Origin of the sequence: Acidovorax sp., assembly GCF_034519795.1 — a bacterium.
In the GTDB taxonomy this organism is placed as follows: domain Bacteria; phylum Pseudomonadota; class Gammaproteobacteria; order Burkholderiales; family Burkholderiaceae_C; genus Acidovorax.
The window spans coordinates 1-16,055 of record NZ_JAXHOB010000020.1; the positions used below are offsets into that span (position 1 = coordinate 1).

At 68.0% G+C, this 16,055-nt stretch carries 13 protein-coding genes; 7 read left to right on the forward strand and 6 right to left on the reverse strand.

Going from position 1 to position 16,055, the window contains the following annotated elements; all coding sequences use genetic code 11:
- The coding region (locus U5N23_RS21310; RefSeq protein ID WP_322594742.1) for a GlxA family transcriptional regulator at positions 1–1,038 on the reverse strand (1,038 nt) is incomplete at its 3' end.
- 218 nt (positions 1,039–1,256) lie between these two features.
- Between U5N23_RS21310 and U5N23_RS21315 the strand changes: the two genes are divergently transcribed.
- From U5N23_RS21315 to U5N23_RS21325, 3 genes are all read left to right on the forward strand, one after another.
- Positions 1,257–2,372 carry an S-(hydroxymethyl)glutathione dehydrogenase/class III alcohol dehydrogenase gene (locus tag U5N23_RS21315; RefSeq protein WP_322595539.1) on the forward strand — a complete coding sequence of 372 codons (1,116 nt, stop codon included), beginning with the start codon at positions 1,257–1,259 and terminating at the stop codon, positions 2,370–2,372.
- Between the two features lie 414 nt (positions 2,373–2,786).
- Entirely contained in the window at positions 2,787–3,665 is an 879-nt protein-coding gene (fghA, locus tag U5N23_RS21320; protein WP_322594743.1) for an S-formylglutathione hydrolase, read from the forward strand.
- Between the two features lie 93 nt (positions 3,666–3,758).
- On the forward strand, positions 3,759–5,534 hold the full coding sequence (locus U5N23_RS21325) for a phosphoethanolamine--lipid A transferase (protein WP_322594744.1): 1,776 nt from the start codon (positions 3,759–3,761) through the stop codon (positions 5,532–5,534).
- Between the two features lie 870 nt (positions 5,535–6,404).
- On the opposite strand, the gene U5N23_RS21330 is transcribed toward U5N23_RS21325, so the two are convergent.
- The 3 genes from U5N23_RS21330 to U5N23_RS21340 form a co-directional block, all read right to left on the reverse strand.
- Positions 6,405–7,517 carry a PA0069 family radical SAM protein gene (locus U5N23_RS21330; RefSeq protein ID WP_322595540.1) on the reverse strand — a complete coding sequence of 371 codons (1,113 nt, stop codon included), beginning with the start codon at positions 7,515–7,517 and terminating at the stop codon, positions 6,405–6,407.
- 177 nt (positions 7,518–7,694) lie between these two features.
- Entirely contained in the window at positions 7,695–8,579 is an 885-nt protein-coding gene (locus tag U5N23_RS21335) for a methylglyoxal synthase (protein ID WP_322594745.1), read from the reverse strand.
- A gap of 47 nt (positions 8,580–8,626) precedes the next feature.
- Entirely contained in the window at positions 8,627–9,526 is a 900-nt protein-coding gene (locus tag U5N23_RS21340; RefSeq protein ID WP_322594746.1) for a LysR family transcriptional regulator, read from the reverse strand.
- 91 nt (positions 9,527–9,617) lie between these two features.
- On the opposite strand from U5N23_RS21340, the gene mdlC reads away from it, so the two are divergent.
- From mdlC to U5N23_RS21360, 4 genes are all read left to right on the forward strand, one after another.
- Complete coding sequence (gene mdlC, locus U5N23_RS21345) at positions 9,618–11,240, forward strand: benzoylformate decarboxylase (RefSeq protein WP_322594747.1); 1,623 nt, start codon at positions 9,618–9,620, stop codon at positions 11,238–11,240.
- A 76-nt stretch (positions 11,241–11,316) separates the two neighbouring features.
- On the forward strand, positions 11,317–12,327 hold the full coding sequence (locus U5N23_RS21350; protein WP_322594748.1) for a tripartite tricarboxylate transporter substrate binding protein: 1,011 nt from the start codon (positions 11,317–11,319) through the stop codon (positions 12,325–12,327).
- Between the two features lie 90 nt (positions 12,328–12,417).
- The gene (gene rnk, locus U5N23_RS21355) at positions 12,418–12,831 is read left to right on the forward strand and encodes a nucleoside diphosphate kinase regulator (protein ID WP_057199729.1); all 414 of its coding nucleotides are present in this window, start codon (positions 12,418–12,420) and stop codon (positions 12,829–12,831) included.
- 205 nt (positions 12,832–13,036) lie between these two features.
- Complete coding sequence (locus U5N23_RS21360) at positions 13,037–13,441, forward strand: hypothetical protein (RefSeq protein WP_322594749.1); 405 nt, start codon at positions 13,037–13,039, stop codon at positions 13,439–13,441.
- 58 nt (positions 13,442–13,499) lie between these two features.
- Here the strand turns inward: U5N23_RS21360 and U5N23_RS21365 are convergent, their stop codons facing one another.
- Positions 13,500–14,618 carry an acyltransferase gene (locus U5N23_RS21365; RefSeq protein WP_322594750.1) on the reverse strand — a complete coding sequence of 373 codons (1,119 nt, stop codon included), beginning with the start codon at positions 14,616–14,618 and terminating at the stop codon, positions 13,500–13,502.
- A 245-nt stretch (positions 14,619–14,863) separates the two neighbouring features.
- Positions 14,864–15,994: an ABC transporter substrate-binding protein gene (locus U5N23_RS21370; protein ID WP_322594751.1), complete on the reverse strand. Its 1,131-nt coding sequence runs from the start codon at positions 15,992–15,994 to the stop codon at positions 14,864–14,866.
- Between the last annotated feature and the right edge of the window lie 61 nt (positions 15,995–16,055).

Genomic DNA, 16,055 nt, shown 5'->3' on the forward strand with positions numbered 1-16,055 from the left:
CCCCCCAAACCTCTCCCGATACGCCTGCGGTGTAACCCCCAACTGCCGCACAAACAACTGCCTCAACGCCTGCTCCGACCCCATGCCCACGCGCGCGGCCACGGTCTTCAGCGGCAGAGCGGCCTGTGGCTGAGAGGTTGACTCCAGCAACCGCCTCGCCCCTTCCAGCCGCGCCGCATCGACAAACGCCGACGGCGTCTGCCCCGTCTCCTGCACGAACACTCGGCGAAAGTGCCGCTCACTCATGGCCGCACGCGCGGCCAGTGCGGCCAGGGGCATGGGCTCCTGCAGATTCTCCAGCACCCAGGTCTGCACAGCCTGGATGTCGCGGTGGGCGGTGCCCTGGCTGGCCAGTTGCACGCTGAACTGGGATTGCCCGCCCGGGCGCTTGAGATACATGACCAGATCGCGCGCCACCTCCAGCGCGAGGGCGTGGCCAAAATCTTCTTCCACCAGGGCCAGCGCCAGGTCGATGCCGGCGGTGACGCCTGCAGACGTCCACAGCGGGCCGTCGCGCACGTAGATGGCGTCGGGGTCCACGTCGATGGCGGGGTAGCGCTGGCGCAGCAGGGCGGCCACGCTCCAGTGGGTGGCGGCGCGGCGGCCGTCGAGCAAACCGGCGGCGGCCAGGAAGAAGCTGCCGGAGCACAGGGCGATCATGCGGTCCACGCGCGGGGCCACGCGGGCGGCCCAGGCGACCAGGTCGGGCGAGGCGGCCAGCACCTGCTCGATGTTGCGCGAGCCGACGAGCACCACGGTGCAGCCTGTGCCGCCTTCTTTCCCTTGGTGCTGCTCCAGCTCGGCCAGGGTGTGGGTGGCGGTCAGGGCCATCAGGGTGTCGGACTGCACGGCCCCGGCCTGGGCTGCGACCACGCGCACGGCGTAGCCGTCGGGCCGGCCGTGCTGGCGCAGGTGGACGTTGGCGTAGTCGAACACGGACATGGGGCCCACGGCTTCGAGCGCCTTGAAGCCGGGGTAGACGACGAGGTCGATGCGGTGGGGCTGGCCGGCGGGGTGGTGGTGGTGTGGGTGGTCCATGGGCGCGCAAATGCGGGGAAAGAGCGATGGACTATACGGGGGCCGATGTCCGCCAAGGCTGTGTACCGTTGAATTCGGCCATACCCCCAAGGTCTGCGGCCATGGGTTTTGGATAGCCCTGCACATGGCCTACAGTCACGAAGTCAACACGCGCGATGCGGGCCGCAGAGCCCCATCGCCCTCCCCCATTACCAACCAATCACCCCAACACCATGACCATCAAATCCAAAGCCGCCGTGGCCTTCAAGGCCGGAGAACCCCTGCAGATCGTCGAGATCGACGTGGCGCCGCCCCAAAAGGGCGAGGTGCTGATCCGCATCACCGATACGGGTGTGTGCCACACGGATGCGTTCACCCTGAGCGGCGACGACCCCGAGGGCCTGTTCCCCGTGGTGCTGGGCCATGAAGGCGCGGGCATTGTGGTGGAGGTGGGCGAAGGCGTGACCAGCGTGAAGCCGGGCGACCATGTGATCCCGCTGTACACCGCAGAGTGCGGCGAGTGCCTGTTCTGCAAGAGCGGCAAGACCAACCTGTGCGTAGCAGTGCGCGCCACGCAGGGCAAGGGCGTGATGCCCGATGGCACAACGCGTTTCAGCTACAACGGCCAGCCGATCTACCACTACATGGGCTGCTCGACCTTCAGCGAGTACACGGTGGTGGCCGAGGTGTCGCTGGCCAAGATCCACCCCGACGCCAACCCCGAGCAGGTGTGCCTGCTGGGCTGCGGCGTGACGACGGGCCTGGGCGCGGTGAAGAACACGGCCAAGGTGCAGGAGGGCGACACGGTGGCGGTGTTTGGCCTGGGCGGCATTGGGCTGGCGGTGATCCAGGGCGCCAAGCTGGCCAAGGCCGGGCGCATCATCGCCGTGGACACCAACCCCAGCAAGTTCGACCTGGCCCGCACCTTTGGCGCGACCGACTGCGTGAACCCCAAGGACCATGACAAGCCGATTCAGCAGGTGATCGTGGAGATGACGACCTGGGGCGTGGACCACAGCTTCGAGTGCATCGGCAATGTGAACGTGATGCGTGCGGCGCTGGAATGCGCGCACCGCGGTTGGGGCCAGTCGGTCATCATCGGCGTGGCCGGGGCCGGCCAGGAGATCTCCACCCGCCCCTTCCAGCTGGTCACGGGCCGCAAGTGGATGGGCACGGCCTTTGGCGGCGTAAAGGGCCGCAGCGAGCTGCCCGGCATGGTGGAAGACGCCATGGCCGGCAAGATCCAGCTGGAGCCGTTTGTGACGCACACCATGGGGCTCAAGGACATCAACGAGGCGTTTGACCTGATGCATGAAGGCAAGTCGATCCGCTCCGTCGTCAAGTACGCCGCCTGAACGAATTTGCCTTCAACCGGCTAACGTCGTTGGGGAGCCTTGCCGTGCAAAAGCACTGTCTGCGGCTCCCCGCCGAGGGCCTGCCAACACTATTCGCGGGGTCGCGAAGGCCTTTGCCGGCGTGCAAATCTAGGCGCGCGACGCCGCGTGTGCCCTTGCACACGCAAGGAGCGCAACGACGAGTGGCGGGCCGGCAAGGGGCCTTCCCTTCGGGTTGCCCGGCCTGGGGGCCGTCTGCGGCGTTGCCCGCGCTTGCAAGGTGCACACCTTGCTGCGCACGGGCGCCTAACATCCAGCCCCCAGGCCGGGCAACGCGATCCCCGAGAATAGTGTTGACAGGCCCTTCATCCGGCTGAATCCAAATCCGTAGGACACGGCATAAGCGTCGATCACGAAAGCCTTGCGAACCGAAACATGTCGAACACATCCACACCCTTCGAACTGCTCAGCGAACACGCCTGCTTTGGCGGCGTGCAGCGCTTCTACCAGCATGCCTCCACCGAGATCGGGCTGCCGATGAAGTTCTCGGTCTTTCTGCCGCCAGCGGCGCAGCAGGGGCCCGTGCCGGCCCTGCTGTACCTGGCGGGGCTGACCTGCACCGAAGAGACCTTCATGGTCAAGGCCGGGGCGCAGCGCCTGGCGGCCGAGCTGGGGCTGGCGCTGATTGCGCCCGACACCAGCCCGCGTGGCGCCAACGTGCCGGGCGAGGCGGAAAGCTGGGACTTTGGCGTGGGTGCGGGCTTTTACCTGGACGCCACGGCCGGGCCCTGGGCGCGGCACTGGCGCATGGAAAGCTACCTGGTGAAGGAGCTGCTGCCGCAGGTGCTGGCGCAGTTGCCGGTGGACGGCGAGCGCCTGGGCATCTCTGGCCACTCGATGGGCGGGCACGGTGCGCTGACACTGGCGCTGCGCCACCCGGGGCGGTTCAAGAGTGTGTCGGCATTTGCGCCCATCTGCGCGCCCACGCAGTGCCCCTGGGGCGAGAAGGCCTTCACCGGCTACCTGGGTGCGGACCGCACGGGCTGGATCGAGCACGATGCCACGGTGCTGATGCAGAACCACCCTATTGCGCCCTACCCGGCGGGCATCCTGATCGACCAGGGGCTGGCCGACAAGTTCTTGCCCACGCAGTTGCACCCGGAGCTGTTCGAGGCGGCGTGCAAAGCCATTGGCCAGCCGCTCACGCTGCGCCGGCACGAGGGGTATGACCATGGGTACTACTTCATCCAGAGCTTCATGGCGGACCACCTGGTGCACCATGCGGGGCAGTTGGGCGGCCAACCCGGCGTGTGAAATCCGGCTGGCGCCAAGCCAGCCCTGCGGGCGCTAATCAAACGCTAAGTTGGCATTAATGGCCACTTAAGCCTGCGGCGGGAGACTCCCGCCATGCACCAGACCCTGCCGCAGCTGCGGCCCCTTCCGCCCTCTTCTTCCACCTCGCATGCCACCAGCCCCGACCCCACGGTACCGCCGCGGGAGGAACTGCACCCGGCCTGGGTGGTGCTGCTGATCAGCCTGTGGCTGGCCACGGTGTGCAATGTGCCGCTGTGGCGCGAGGTGGCCACGCTGCCGGGCCACGGCAGCCTGCGCGGCTGGGGCTTTGCGCTGGCCTTTGGGGCCATCGTCACGGCGGGCAACGCCGGGCTGCTGGCCCTGCTGGCCTGGCGCTGGACGCTCAAGCCCGCAGCCGCCCTGCTGGTGGTGATGGCCGCCTTTGGCGCGTATTTCATGCTGGCCTATGGCATTGCCATCGACGCGAGCATGCTCACCAACGTGTTGCAGACCGATGTGCACGAGGCGGGCGACCTGCTGGGCCTGCGCATGCTGCTCACCGTGGCTGCGCTGGCTGCACCGCCGCTGCTGTGGCTGGCGCGCACGCCGGTGCGGCGCCTGTCGCCGCTCAAACAGGTGGCGCACAACGGCTTGCTGCTGGCGGGCTCCATCGTGGTCATCGTGGCCAGCCTGCTGATGGTGTTTCAGGACTTTTCGTCCACCATGCGCAACCACACCAAGCTGCGCTATTTGATCAACCCGCTCAACAGCGTGTACGCCCTGGGCAACGTGGCAACCCGACCGCTGCGCATGGACAACCACACGCTGATCCCCGTGGGCCGCGACGCCCACCTGGGCGCCAGCTATGCGGGCCAGGCCAAGCCGCCGCTGCTGGTGCTGGTGCTGGGCGAGACCGGGCGCAGCGGCAATTTCGGCATCAACGGCTATGCACGCGACACCACGCCCCTGCTGTCGGCGCGCCGCAAGGAGCTGGTGAGCGCGGGCAATGCCTGGTCGTGCGGCACCAGCACGGCGGCATCGGTGCCGTGCATGTTCTCGCACCTGGGCAAGAGCGGCTACGAGGGCCGATCGGCCAACTTCGAGAGCCTGGTCGACGTGCTGCACCACGCCGGCCTGGCCGTGCTGTGGCTCGACAACCAGTCGGGCTGCAAGGGCGTGTGTGACCGCCTGGGCGACACCAACACCGCCAACCTGAAAGACCCCGAGCTGTGCGCCCACAAGGGCGAGTGCCTGGACCGCATCATGCTGAAAGACCTGGACGCGCGCATCGCTGCCCTGCCGGCCGAGCAGCGCCAGCGCGGCACGGTGGTGGTGATGCACCAGCTGGGCAGCCATGGGCCGGCGTACTTCAAGCGCTCGGCGCCCGATGCCAAGAAGTTTGCACCCGAATGCGCATCCGCCGCGCTGCAAGAGTGCGACCGCCAGCAGGTGGTGAACGCCTACGACAACAGCGTGGTGGAGACGGACCGCTTTCTCGATGGCGTGCTGCAATGGCTGGGCCGGCAGGACGCCACGGCCCAGACGGCCATGGTGTACGTGGCCGACCATGGCGAGTCGCTGGGTGAGAACAACCTCTACCTGCACGGCCTGCCCTATTCGATTGCGCCCGACGTGCAAAAGCACGTGCCCTGGATCACCTGGCTCTCGCCCGCCATGCAGGCGCGCATCGGGGCCAGCACGGGTTGCCTGCAAAAGGACCTGGCCACGCGGCGCATCACGCACGACCATTATTTTCATTCGGTGCTGGGGCTGATGGATGTGCAGACGGGGGCTTACCAGCCGGAGCAGGACATGTTTACGCCGTGCCGGGATGCGGGGGCGGCGCAGGCGAAGGCCGATGGGGCGGGGGCGGCGCCGCGCAAGTCCTGAGCAAGCGATCTTTTCCATGGCGTGCACAGGATGTGCATACGGCGATGTGGCTGTTTTGATGGCGTGCTTTGGTTGAAGGCGGAGGCCGGGATGTGCGCCCGGCGGCGCAGTAACTTTCTCTTGAGTCGCCAAGAGAAAGTCACCAAAGAGAAGGCGACCCCGCTGCCCGTGTCCCCACTCGCCCGGTGGGCGAGTGGGGCAGCCTGCGATGCTCGAAGCTGGGGTGCGCCGCAGAACTCACTGCGTTCCCCCTGCGGGCGAACTCCGTTCAAACAGCTGCGGCGAGTCAGATGACGAAGCGCGTGTGTCCTTCGGCACACGCGCCACCCCAGCTTCTGCGCTTCTCGGCACGGTCAGAAGGGGGTGGGAGCGGGCTCCATACGGGCCATTGCTTCGCTCGGCCCCAACTGCCTCGCTGCGCTTGGCCTGGGCAGGGCGGCTGCGCCCCAGCCGTCGGCAGCGCGCAGCGCGCGCGTCCCCGACCCCAGGCGCAGCTGCGAAGCAGCAGCCGGGTGGTACCCGCTCCCCACCCCTGCTGGCTGCGCCGAGAAGCGCAGGGGCTGGGGTGGGTGCGTGTGCCGAAGGACACACGCACTTCGTCCTCTAGCTCGTCGATGCTGTCTGAGCGGAGTTCGAAGAACGCAGCGAGTTCATCGACGCCCACCTCAGATCCGAGCATCGCAGGTTGCCCCCGTTCGCCCGACAGGGCGAACGGGGGACGCAGACTGGGGGCCGCCTTCTCTTTGGTGACTTTCTCTTGGCGGCCCAAGAGAAAGTTACTGCGCCGCCGGGCGCACATCCCGGCCTCCGCCCGTCATCAAAGCATGCAGCAACCACCAACAAAACCCCTTCACCAACAAAACAAAATGCTCAAAACAAACACCCCTGATTCTTCGCAAACCCGGCCCGGTACTGCGTCAAATCCAACTCCGTCCGCACCCGGTTGAGCCCCAACTTGCGGCAAGTGGCCCCAAAGCGCTGTCGCAACATATCGGCCCACAACCCCGTCCCCTTCATCCGCGTGGCAAAGTCACTGGCGTAGACCTTGCCCGCATCGCGCTGCGCAGGGTCCAGCGCATGCAGATCCTGCACCCGCGCCATCACCCGCGCCGCGCGCTGCGGGTAGTGCAGCTCCAGCCACTCGCGGAACAGGGGGTCCAGCTCCCACGGCAGGCGCAGCACGGTGTAGAAGGCACTGGTCGCCCCGGCCTCGTGCGCGGCCTGCAGCACCAGCTCCATGTCTTCGGTGATGAACGGGATCTGCGGTGCGACGCTCACGCCCACGGGGATGCCCGCCTCGGCCAGCGTGCGGATGGTGCGCAGGCGCCGGTGGGGCGCGGCGGCGCGCGGCTCCATGCGGCGCGCCAGGGCGGCGTCGAGCGTGGTGATGGTGACGTACACGGCGGTCAGGCGCTGCGCGGCCAGCGGGGCGAGCAGGTCGAGGTCGCGCTCCACCCCGGCGGACTTGGTGATCAGCGAGAACGGGTGGCGCATGTCGCGCATCACCTCGATCAGGCCGCGCGTGAGTTGCAGCTCGCGCTCCACGGGCTGGTAGCAGTCGGTGGCTGAGCCGATGTTGATGAGGCGCGGCACATGGCTGGCCCGGCCCAGCTCATCGCGCAGCAGTGCGGCGATGTTGTGCTTGGCGATGATCTGGGTTTCGAAATCAAGCCCCGGCGACATATTGAGGTAGCTGTGCGTGGGCCGCGCGTAGCAGTAGACGCAGCCATGCTCGCAGCCCCGGTAGGGGTTGACCGAGAGCTCGAAGAAGATGTCCGGCGAATCGTTGGCGCAGATGGCGCTCTTGGCCGTTTCCAGGTGCACCTGGGTGGCAAGTGGCGCGGGTTGTTCGTCGCCCTCTTCCACATACGCGTCCCAGCCGTCGTCCACCACCTCGCGCGTGTCGCGCACGAAGCGGTGCGCCAGCGCCGTGGCCGCGCCCCGGCCGCGGATGGCTGCGAGGGGGATGCGGACCTCCTGCATCACCTGGGGGGCGTTGTCGTCGGGTGGTCGGGTCGAGGCGGGCATGGAGGGGAAACCGGGTGGGCTTCAAGGAAGCGTCGTCGAATACTGTGTTTTTACACAGCTATCGTACCCGATTGCCCCTGGCGTGTCTTGCCGCTTACAAACCTCGCGCCGCTGGCGCAGAGCCCTCTCGTTCTATGCCCAGGCCCTTGCCCAGGCGTCTGCCATGGCAGGCGTGTGGTAGCAGGCGGCCTCGAAGCTCTTGGTGCAGACGGCGCGCTCCAGCAACTGGATGTCCGCCTCGTGCTGGCGCGCCACATGCACGTCCTCGAAGAAGAGCACCTTGTCGCAGCGCTGGTCCAGCACCAGCTCGGCGATCTGCGCGTCACCGCCCAGCGGGCCGCTGCGCAGAGGCTGCACCCACGGCAGGTCGCGCGGCCAACCGCGCGACCAGGCCATCTCGTTGAGCCGGCCGCCCGTGGTGCCGGTGGCAAAGCGCTCCCGCGTCTGCGAGAGCAGGTCGAAGTGGCGGAAGGCGAAGTCCACCATGGCCGACTTCAAGGCATCGTGGGCGATCAGCGCGACGGATTGCTTGTCGATGGCGGGCACCATCGCCGGCTGGCGCTCGCGCAGCGAGACCCCGGCCTGCAGCGCCGCTTCCACCGCCACCCATTCGACGGCGGCGGCCACCGTGAGCAGCAGCGGCTTGCCATGCGAGATGCACTGGCGCTTGAGGGCCTGCGCCTCGGGGTAGAGGGACGAGGGGTCGAGCGGGTCGAGCAGGTAGATGGCGCCGGCCAGTTCCTGCTCAGGGTGTACGCCGCCCGCAATGCGCGAGACCACGCGCATCACCCCGCCCTCGCGCCCGTAGGGCAGGCGCATGAGGTGGGGGAAGTGCTTGGCCAGGGCATGTTGCTCGATGGCGTCGGCGCAGCCGCCCACGGCGGCGATGCCGAGCTGGAGTTCGGCCAGGGCCGGCCGCGACGCTGCGGCCCATTGGGCCAGACCGCCATCGGCGGTGGAGCGGTGCAGGCGGTGGGCGGCCAGGCCGAAGGTTCGTGGGGGAAGGGTTGTCGTCACCATGTACTCCGAATGCGCATGCCAGTCTAACGCCCGCCTTGGCGGCACTACTCCTTGAACAGCCCCTCGATCACCGCGCGCAGCCACTGGTTGCCCGGGTCGGCCTCGAAGCGTTTGCTCCAGTGCAGCGACACGGTGAAGTCGCGCAGCGGTAGCGCAGGCTCGATGATGGTGTAGCCGCCCTGCGCCGCAAAGCCGCGTGCGATGTTGCGCGGCATGACCACGGCGAGATCCGTGCCGCGCACGATGGAGGGCAGCACCATGAAGTGCTCGGTGGTCAGGCGCAGCCGGTCTTCGAGCTGCAGCAGGGCCAGGATGCGCAGCGTGTCCGAGTGCGAGCGCACGGCGACGAATTCGAGCTGGCGCAGGTCGTCGAGCAATGCCGTGGCGTTGCGCCGGCGTTTGGCGAAGGGGTGGCCTTCGCGCAGCAGCACGATGTAGCGGTCACCCAGCAACTGCACGCGCTGCGTGTCCTTCACGGCGGGCAGAAAGCCGAAGGCGAAGTCGATGCGGCCGCTGTCGAGCAGGGGCGCTATCTGGTCGCCCGGCACGGGCAGGGTTTCGAGCCGCACGCCGGGGGCCTGCTGGCGCAGCGCGAGCATGAGGTCGGGCAAAAACCGGCCCTCGCCGATGTCGCTCATGTGGATGCGGAACACCTTGCGCGACTGCAGGGGGTCGAACAGCGCGGATTCGTTGAGCGCTTCTTCGAGCGTACCCAGCGCGCTGCGCACGGCGTCGGCCAGACGGTCGGCCTTGGGCGTGGGCTGCACGCCGCCGCCCGCGCGCACGAACAGCGGGTCCTTGATCAGCAGGCGCAGCCGCGTGAGCGCCTGGCTGGCTGCGGGCTGCGTCAGGTCCATGAGCTCGGCCGCGCGGCTCACGCTGCGTGTGCGGTAGACCGCATCGAACAGGCGCAGCAGGTTGAGGTCGATGTCCTTGATATGCATTGGGCGAATACTGCTTAGTCGCTTCATTGTATTGATGGATGTGCGGCGGGGGCCGAAGATCGGTGCTTCCTTTTGCTATCCACCCTGCCCCATGCTCCAGGCCCTTGATTCCCGTGCTGCCGGCGCCGCCCCCGCCACCGACCTGCGCCCTACCGTGCGCGAGGTGGTGCTCGACCTGCTGCGCGGCTTCGGCATCAACACCATCTTCGGCAACCCGGGCTCGACCGAGCTGCCGCTGTTCCTCGACTTCCCGAAGGACTTTCGCTACATCCTGGGCCTGCAGGAGGCGGTGGTGGTGGGCATGGCCGATGGCTATGCCCAGGCCACGCACAACGCGGCCTTTGTGAACCTGCACTCGGCGGCCGGGGTGGGCCATGCCATGGGCAATATCTTCACGGCGCACAAGAACCGCACGCCGATGGTGATCACGGCCGGGCAGCAGGCGCGCTCCATATTGCCGTTCGACCCCTTCCTGTTCTCGGGCCAGGCCACGGAGCTGCCCAAGCCCTATGTGAAGTGGAGCATCGAACCGGCGCGCGCCGAGGACGTGCCGCTGGCCATTGCCCGCGCCTATTACATCGCCATGCAGCAGCCGCGCGGGCCGGTGCTGGTGTCCATTCCTGCGGACGACTGGGACAAGCCCTGTGAGCCGCTGGCAGCACGCACAGTGAGTACCGAGACCCGGCCCGAGCCGCGCGTGCTGGGCGCCATCGGCGACGCGCTCGATGCGGCAGAGCGCCCGGCCTTTGTGGTCGGTGCGGCGGTGGACCGCGATGGCGCATGGGACGACGTGCTGGCACTGGCCGAGCGGCACAACGCTGCGGTGTGGATCGCCCCCATGTCGGGGCGCTGCGGCTTTCCGCAGGACCACCGGCTGTTCATGGGCGTGCTGCCCGCCATGCGCGAGAAAATTGTGGCGCTGCTGGGCGGGCACGACCTGGTGTTTGCGCTGGGCGCAGCGGCCTTCACCTACCATGTGGAGGGCCACGGCCCGCATGTGCCGCCCGGCGCGCAACTGGTGCAGCTGATCGAAGACCCGGGCACGGCGGCCTGGACGCCCGAGGGCACCTCGGCCGTGGGCGGCGTGCGCCTGGGCGTGCAGGACCTGCTGGCCCGCCCGGCACCCCGCAAGCGCCCTGCCCCGCCGCTGCGCGCGGTGCGCCCGCGTGCCGAGCCCTCGGCGCTGATGAGCGTGCAGTACGTGATGCAGACCCTGGCCGAGGTGCGCGACGCGCATTCCATCGTGGTGGAAGAGGCGCCCAGCTCGCGCGCCGCCATGCATGCCTACCTGCCCATCCTGCACAGCGAGACTTTCTACACCATGTGCAGCGGTGGGCTGGGCTATGCCATGCCGGCCGCCGTGGGCGTGGCGCTGGCCAAGCCGGGCAGCAAGGTCATCGGCCTGCTGGGCGACGGCTCGGCGATGTACTCCATCCAGGCACTGTGGAGCGCGGCGCAGCTGCGCCTGCCCATCACCTTCATCATCCTGAAGAACCGGCGCTATGCCGCGCTGCAGGAGTTTGCGCCGACCTTCGGCTTCGGGCCCGAGGACAAGCTCGAAGGCACGGACCTGCCGGACCTCGACTTTCTGGCGCTGGCACGCGGCCAGGGCTGCGATGCGGTGCAGGTGAGCGACCCGGCGCAACTGCACCAGGTGCTGCGCGATGCGCTGGCGCACCCCCGGGCCATGCTGGTGGAGGTGGATGTGGCCTGAGCAAGCCCCCTCTCATCGCAGCAAGCCAACCCAACAGACCCGGACGACCGGGCACCCAGTTTACGGAGACATGACCATGACGCACCAGAACGCATTCCAGCATCCCTTCCTTCGCCGCCGCTTGGCTGGCGCCCTCGCCCTGGCGGCGCTTGCAGGCGCCGCCTTGCTGCCGGCGGGCGCCCTGGCGCAGGCCTATCCCGCCAAGCCCATCAAGGTGGTGGTGAACTTCCCGGCGGGCGGGGCGGCCGACCAGATTGCGCGCGCTGTGACGGTGCCGCTGCAGGCGGCGCTGGGCCAGCCCGTGGTGGTGGAAAACCGGGGCGGCGCGGGCGGCAACATTGGCGGCGAGGCGGTGGCCAAGTCGCCGGCTGACGGCTACACGCTGCTCATGAGCTCGGGCGGCATGGTCTCGGTGAACCCCCACATCTACCCCAAGATGCCGTTCGACCCGGTGAAGGACCTGGTGCCTGTGGCTGCTGCGGCGCGCGTGCTGGTGTTTCTGGAGGTGCGGCCCACGCTGCCGGTGAACACCGTGCAGGAGTTTCTGGCCTACCTCAAGGCCAACCCGGGCAAGCTGACCTTCGGCACGCCGGGCAACGGCAGCTCGCCCCACCTGGCGGCCGAGATGCTCAAGAGCCAGGCCAATGTGTTCGCGGTGCATGTGCCGTACCGGGGCGCGGCACCCGCCATGCAGGACCTGCTGGGCGGGCAGGTGGATTTCATGTTCGACCCGGGCATCGGCCTGCAGCATGTGAAGGCCAACAAGCTGCGCCTGCTGGCCGTGGGCAGCGCCAAGCGCTCGCCCCTGTTTCCCGATGTGCCCACGCTGGACGAGGTGGGGTTGAAGGGCTTTGACGCCGACACCCTGTTCGGCTTCTATGCGCCTGCCGGCACGCCCGCCGAGGTGGTGACGAAACTCAACCGCGAGATCAACAAGATCCTGGCCACGGCCCCCGTGCAGGAGCGCATTGCCGCGCTGGGCGGCGAGCCCGCGCCCATGGCGCCCAAGGAGTTCCACGACCGGGCGATGAGCGATAGCAAGCGCTTTGGTGCGCTGATCAAGGCGCGCAACATCACAGGGGACTAAAGCCCGCACGGTGCGGTGCGAGATTGCCGGCAAGCGATGCGTCCCGGCCTATAGTCCCGCCCTTTGCAACAATCCCCTGCGAGGTACCCCATGGCGCGCAAGCCCCAGATCATCCTGTCGTCCCTGGACGTCGACCGCATCGAAGCCCTGCTGGCCGCCATTCCCGCGAGCGTCTTCCCCGGCAAGGCCGATCTGCAGGCCGAGATCGACCGCGCCGACGTGGTGGCGCCCGAAGACATCCCGCCGCATGTGGTGACGATGAACTCCACGGTGCAATTCGCCATCGAGGAGACGGGCAAGGAGTTCTGCCTGACGCTGGTCTACCCGCGCGACATGGACGGCAGTGCGGACCGCCTGTCGATCTTCGCGCCCGTGGGCAGCGCGCTGCTGGGCCTGGCGGTGGGCGACGCGTTGGTGTGGCCCGGCCCGGGCGGCAAGCCCATGACGGTGCGGGTGAAGGCCATCCTGTACCAGCCGGAAGCGGCAGGTGAGCTGCACCGCTGATTCCAAGCCTCACTTTCAGTTTCCATTGCGCTGCGCAACGCCTGCAGCCCATGAAACTGGCGCACGCCGAGCCAGCGCCCCCGCGCAAGGGCCGCCCCGCCGCGCTGGGGGCGTCCCCCTCAGGGGGATGACGCGAAGCGGCTCAGGGGGAGCATATTCACAACAGGTGTTGCGTTGTCATGCCCTGCTGCGACAATCGGGGGCCATGACAGCGCCCCCGCACTTGCCCGACGAACCGAACGCCCCGGCAACGGCGCTGGCGGCTGCGCCTGCGTTCGACCCGGACTCGACCACCGCCTTCCAGCAGCGCATGGAGCGGGCCCCGGAATGGTTCTGCTCCTTTTTGGCCGGCAACATCCGCGAGAAGAGCCGCCTGAAGCGCGAGATGGCCACCATGAAGGGATCGGTGGCCTGGCTGATGAAGCAGCGCCGCCAGGGCAACTGGACTGCCGAGGAGCGGGAGCAGTTGCGCGACGTGATGCGCTCGGCCTCGTCGGTCAGCCCCTACCTGTTCATCTGGGTGATCCCCGGCTCGATGCTGCTGCTGCCCTTCATGGCCTGGTTCCTGGACAAGCAGCGCAAGCGGCGTGAGGACCGGCCGCCTGTCTGACGGCCCGCAGGCAACCCAAAGCCTGCTTCGGGGTAGTACCCCACGCGCCTCCGGCGAGTCACGCCCAGTTGCTGCCGAGGGCCACCAGCATGCCCGCTCCCACCAACCCGGCCTGCCAGCGCAGCGCCATGGACCAGGTGGGCACGTGGCGCTCCACCCGCTGGTAGAGTTCGCGCCCTGCCAGCAGCGACAGGGCAAAGGCCAACGCCATGCCCAAGGCGTTGAGCACGGGAGATTCAGGGAACAAATGCCCCACCACGGCGTTGACCAGCAGGCACACGGCAAAGTGCACGAGGAACACCGAGTACGACATCTGGCCCAGCCGCACCAGCGGCACCAGGCCCTGCCACTGGCGCAGGCGCACCGAGCGCAGGGCAGCCACCAGCAGCACGGCGGTCACCAGCGCGACGGCGATGCGGCCGCGGTATTCCAGCGCCAGCGCGGCACCGCCGAGCAGCACGATCAGCGCAAGCCAATCGGTGGCGCGCGGCGCCTGCACGGCCCAGTAGGCCATCATGCCCAGGCCATAGGCACCAAAGAAGTACCAGGCCCACATGTCCTGGCCGCTGTCGAGGTTGAACACCAGCAGCGATGCCGCCGTGAGCGCCACCAGCAGGCCCTGGGCCAGCATGGACCCATGGCGCCGCGCCCAGGCGCCAGGCAGCGCCCGCACGGCGGCCCAGACCAGCACGCTGAGCGTGAACAGCTGGAAGTCGATGGCCACGTACCAGACGCCGGCCGAGAGCGCGTCTTCGCCCACGATGTCCTGCAGCAGCAGCGCATTGGCCAGCAGTTGCGCCAGCGTGGGCTCGTCGGGCACGGAGTCGTGGCTCATCCAGGAGCGCACCAGCGCGGCCACCAGCACCGCCAGCAGCAGGGCCACGGCGCAGGGCACGATCAGGCGCACGAAGCGTTTGGCGACCGCCGTCAGCGCGCTGTCGAAGCGGGCCACGCCCTGGGGCGCCAGGCTGGCCACCGCCAGGTAGCCACCCAGCACCAGGAACACCTGCACCGCCATGCGCCCGTAGTCGTACAGCCAGGCCATCAGCCACGGCGCCAGCGGCGCGGCGATGTCGGACATCGGGCCGTAGAAAGCCAGGTGGTGGCAGACGATGGCGGCGCACGCCAGCCCCTTGATCATGTCGATCAGGGGGGTGCGGAAGGTTGCGGAAGACATGCGGTGCAGGACGGAAACGGCGATTGACACTCCCGCCAGTGCGGGCAACCGCCTATTGTCGCTTGTTACAGAAGTTGCGCTGTCGTGCATGCCAGCGGCATGTCCGCTGCCGCGAATTCCGACGCCTCAAGCCGCTCGCTTCATACGGATTTGCATTCAATCGTATGACTAGGCGGGAGCCGCAGACAGTGCTGTAGCACGGCAAGGCGAACCAACGACGTTAGACGGTTGAAGGCAAATCCGTATCAGTACCTCAGGCTGCCCTCGGCATCCACGATGGCAAGCTCCACATAGGTCGAGCCGTTGTGGTTCTTGGGCGAGTATTTCACGTTGAAGCGCCCGAACGAGATCTCGCCGGCCTCCTCCATGGCGCGGGTGAAGGATTCGGTGCTCAGGTTGCGCCCGGCGCGGCGCAGGCCCTCGACCAGCAGGCGCGCATGCACGAAGCCCTCGAACTGCGAGGCCGAGGGCTGCGCGCCAGGGGATTTGGCACGCAGCAGGGCCAGGTACTCGGCCACCACCGGCACGGTGGTGCTGCGCAGCGAGGGCATGATTTGCGCGAGGATGATGCCGCGCGACTTCTCCTTGAGCTCGCGCTGGATCACGTCCATGCTGGCCACCGAAAAGCCGTAGTACGTGGGCCGCGCCGAGGTGGCCTGCACACCCTTGATGTAGTGGGTGAAGGTGGTGCCCGCCGTGGCCACGATCACGGCCTGCGGCTGGGCCTTTTCGGTGGCCTGGCCGGCGGCGGCGAAATCGGGCTGCTTCGGATCGACCTTGATCTCGGCCACGAAAGGCAGCTTTTCCTGCGCGGAGGCCTTCTTGAGCTCTGCCAGCAGCGTCTTGCCCAGGCCGTCGTCCTGGTAGAACACCGCTACCCGGTCCATGCCCTGCTGGCGCAACTGCGAGACGATCTTCTGCGCCTCGCTGGCGTAGCCTGCGCGCACGTGGAACACGTGGGGGTTGAAGTTCTCGCGGAACACCGAGGCGCCCGTGACCGGGCCGAACAGCAGGGTGCGGTGCTCCTGGATCAGCGGCAGGATGGCGGCCGTCTGCGCGGTGCCGGTGCTGTTGAAGACCATGAAGACCTTGTCGTTCTCAAGCAGCCGGCGCGTGTTCTCCACCGCCTTTTGCGCATCGAAGGCATCGTCGAGCGTGGTGTAGCGGATCATGCGGCCGTGCACGCCGCCCTGGGCATTGATGGCGTCGAACAGCAGCCGCGAGCCTTCGCCGTACTGCGCGGTCTGGGGGCCGAGCGGGCCCGAGAGCACGGCCGAGGCACCAAGCCGTATCTCGTCCGGCGTCACGCCCTCATTGCGGGCATGGCACAGCCCGGCCGCGCCCAGCGCGGCCAGCAACACAAGTATCCGAAGCATGTCGTCCCCCAGCTTGCCAATGATGATCGACCAGGACCACTGCCCTGCGGTCCATTTGGTT

What these genes read in the sequence shown, in the direction of transcription:
- mdlC (WP_322594747.1), top strand. Translation starts at nt 9,618, where the DNA reads ATGCTCCAGGCCCTTGATTCCCGTGCTGCCGGCGCCGCCCCCGCCACC.
- U5N23_RS21330 (WP_322595540.1), bottom strand. Translation starts at nt 7,517, where the DNA reads ATGCAGGAGGTCCGCATCCCCCTCGCAGCCATCCGCGGCCGGGGCGCG.
- rnk (WP_057199729.1), top strand. Translation starts at nt 12,418, where the DNA reads ATGGCGCGCAAGCCCCAGATCATCCTGTCGTCCCTGGACGTCGACCGC.
- U5N23_RS21340 (WP_322594746.1), bottom strand. Translation starts at nt 9,526, where the DNA reads ATGCATATCAAGGACATCGACCTCAACCTGCTGCGCCTGTTCGATGCG.
- U5N23_RS21360 (WP_322594749.1), top strand. Translation starts at nt 13,037, where the DNA reads ATGACAGCGCCCCCGCACTTGCCCGACGAACCGAACGCCCCGGCAACG.
- U5N23_RS21350 (WP_322594748.1), top strand. Translation starts at nt 11,317, where the DNA reads ATGACGCACCAGAACGCATTCCAGCATCCCTTCCTTCGCCGCCGCTTG.
- U5N23_RS21365 (WP_322594750.1), bottom strand. Translation starts at nt 14,618, where the DNA reads ATGTCTTCCGCAACCTTCCGCACCCCCCTGATCGACATGATCAAGGGG.
- U5N23_RS21325 (WP_322594744.1), top strand. Translation starts at nt 3,759, where the DNA reads ATGCACCAGACCCTGCCGCAGCTGCGGCCCCTTCCGCCCTCTTCTTCC.
- fghA (WP_322594743.1), top strand. Translation starts at nt 2,787, where the DNA reads ATGTCGAACACATCCACACCCTTCGAACTGCTCAGCGAACACGCCTGC.
- U5N23_RS21370 (WP_322594751.1), bottom strand. Translation starts at nt 15,994, where the DNA reads ATGCTTCGGATACTTGTGTTGCTGGCCGCGCTGGGCGCGGCCGGGCTG.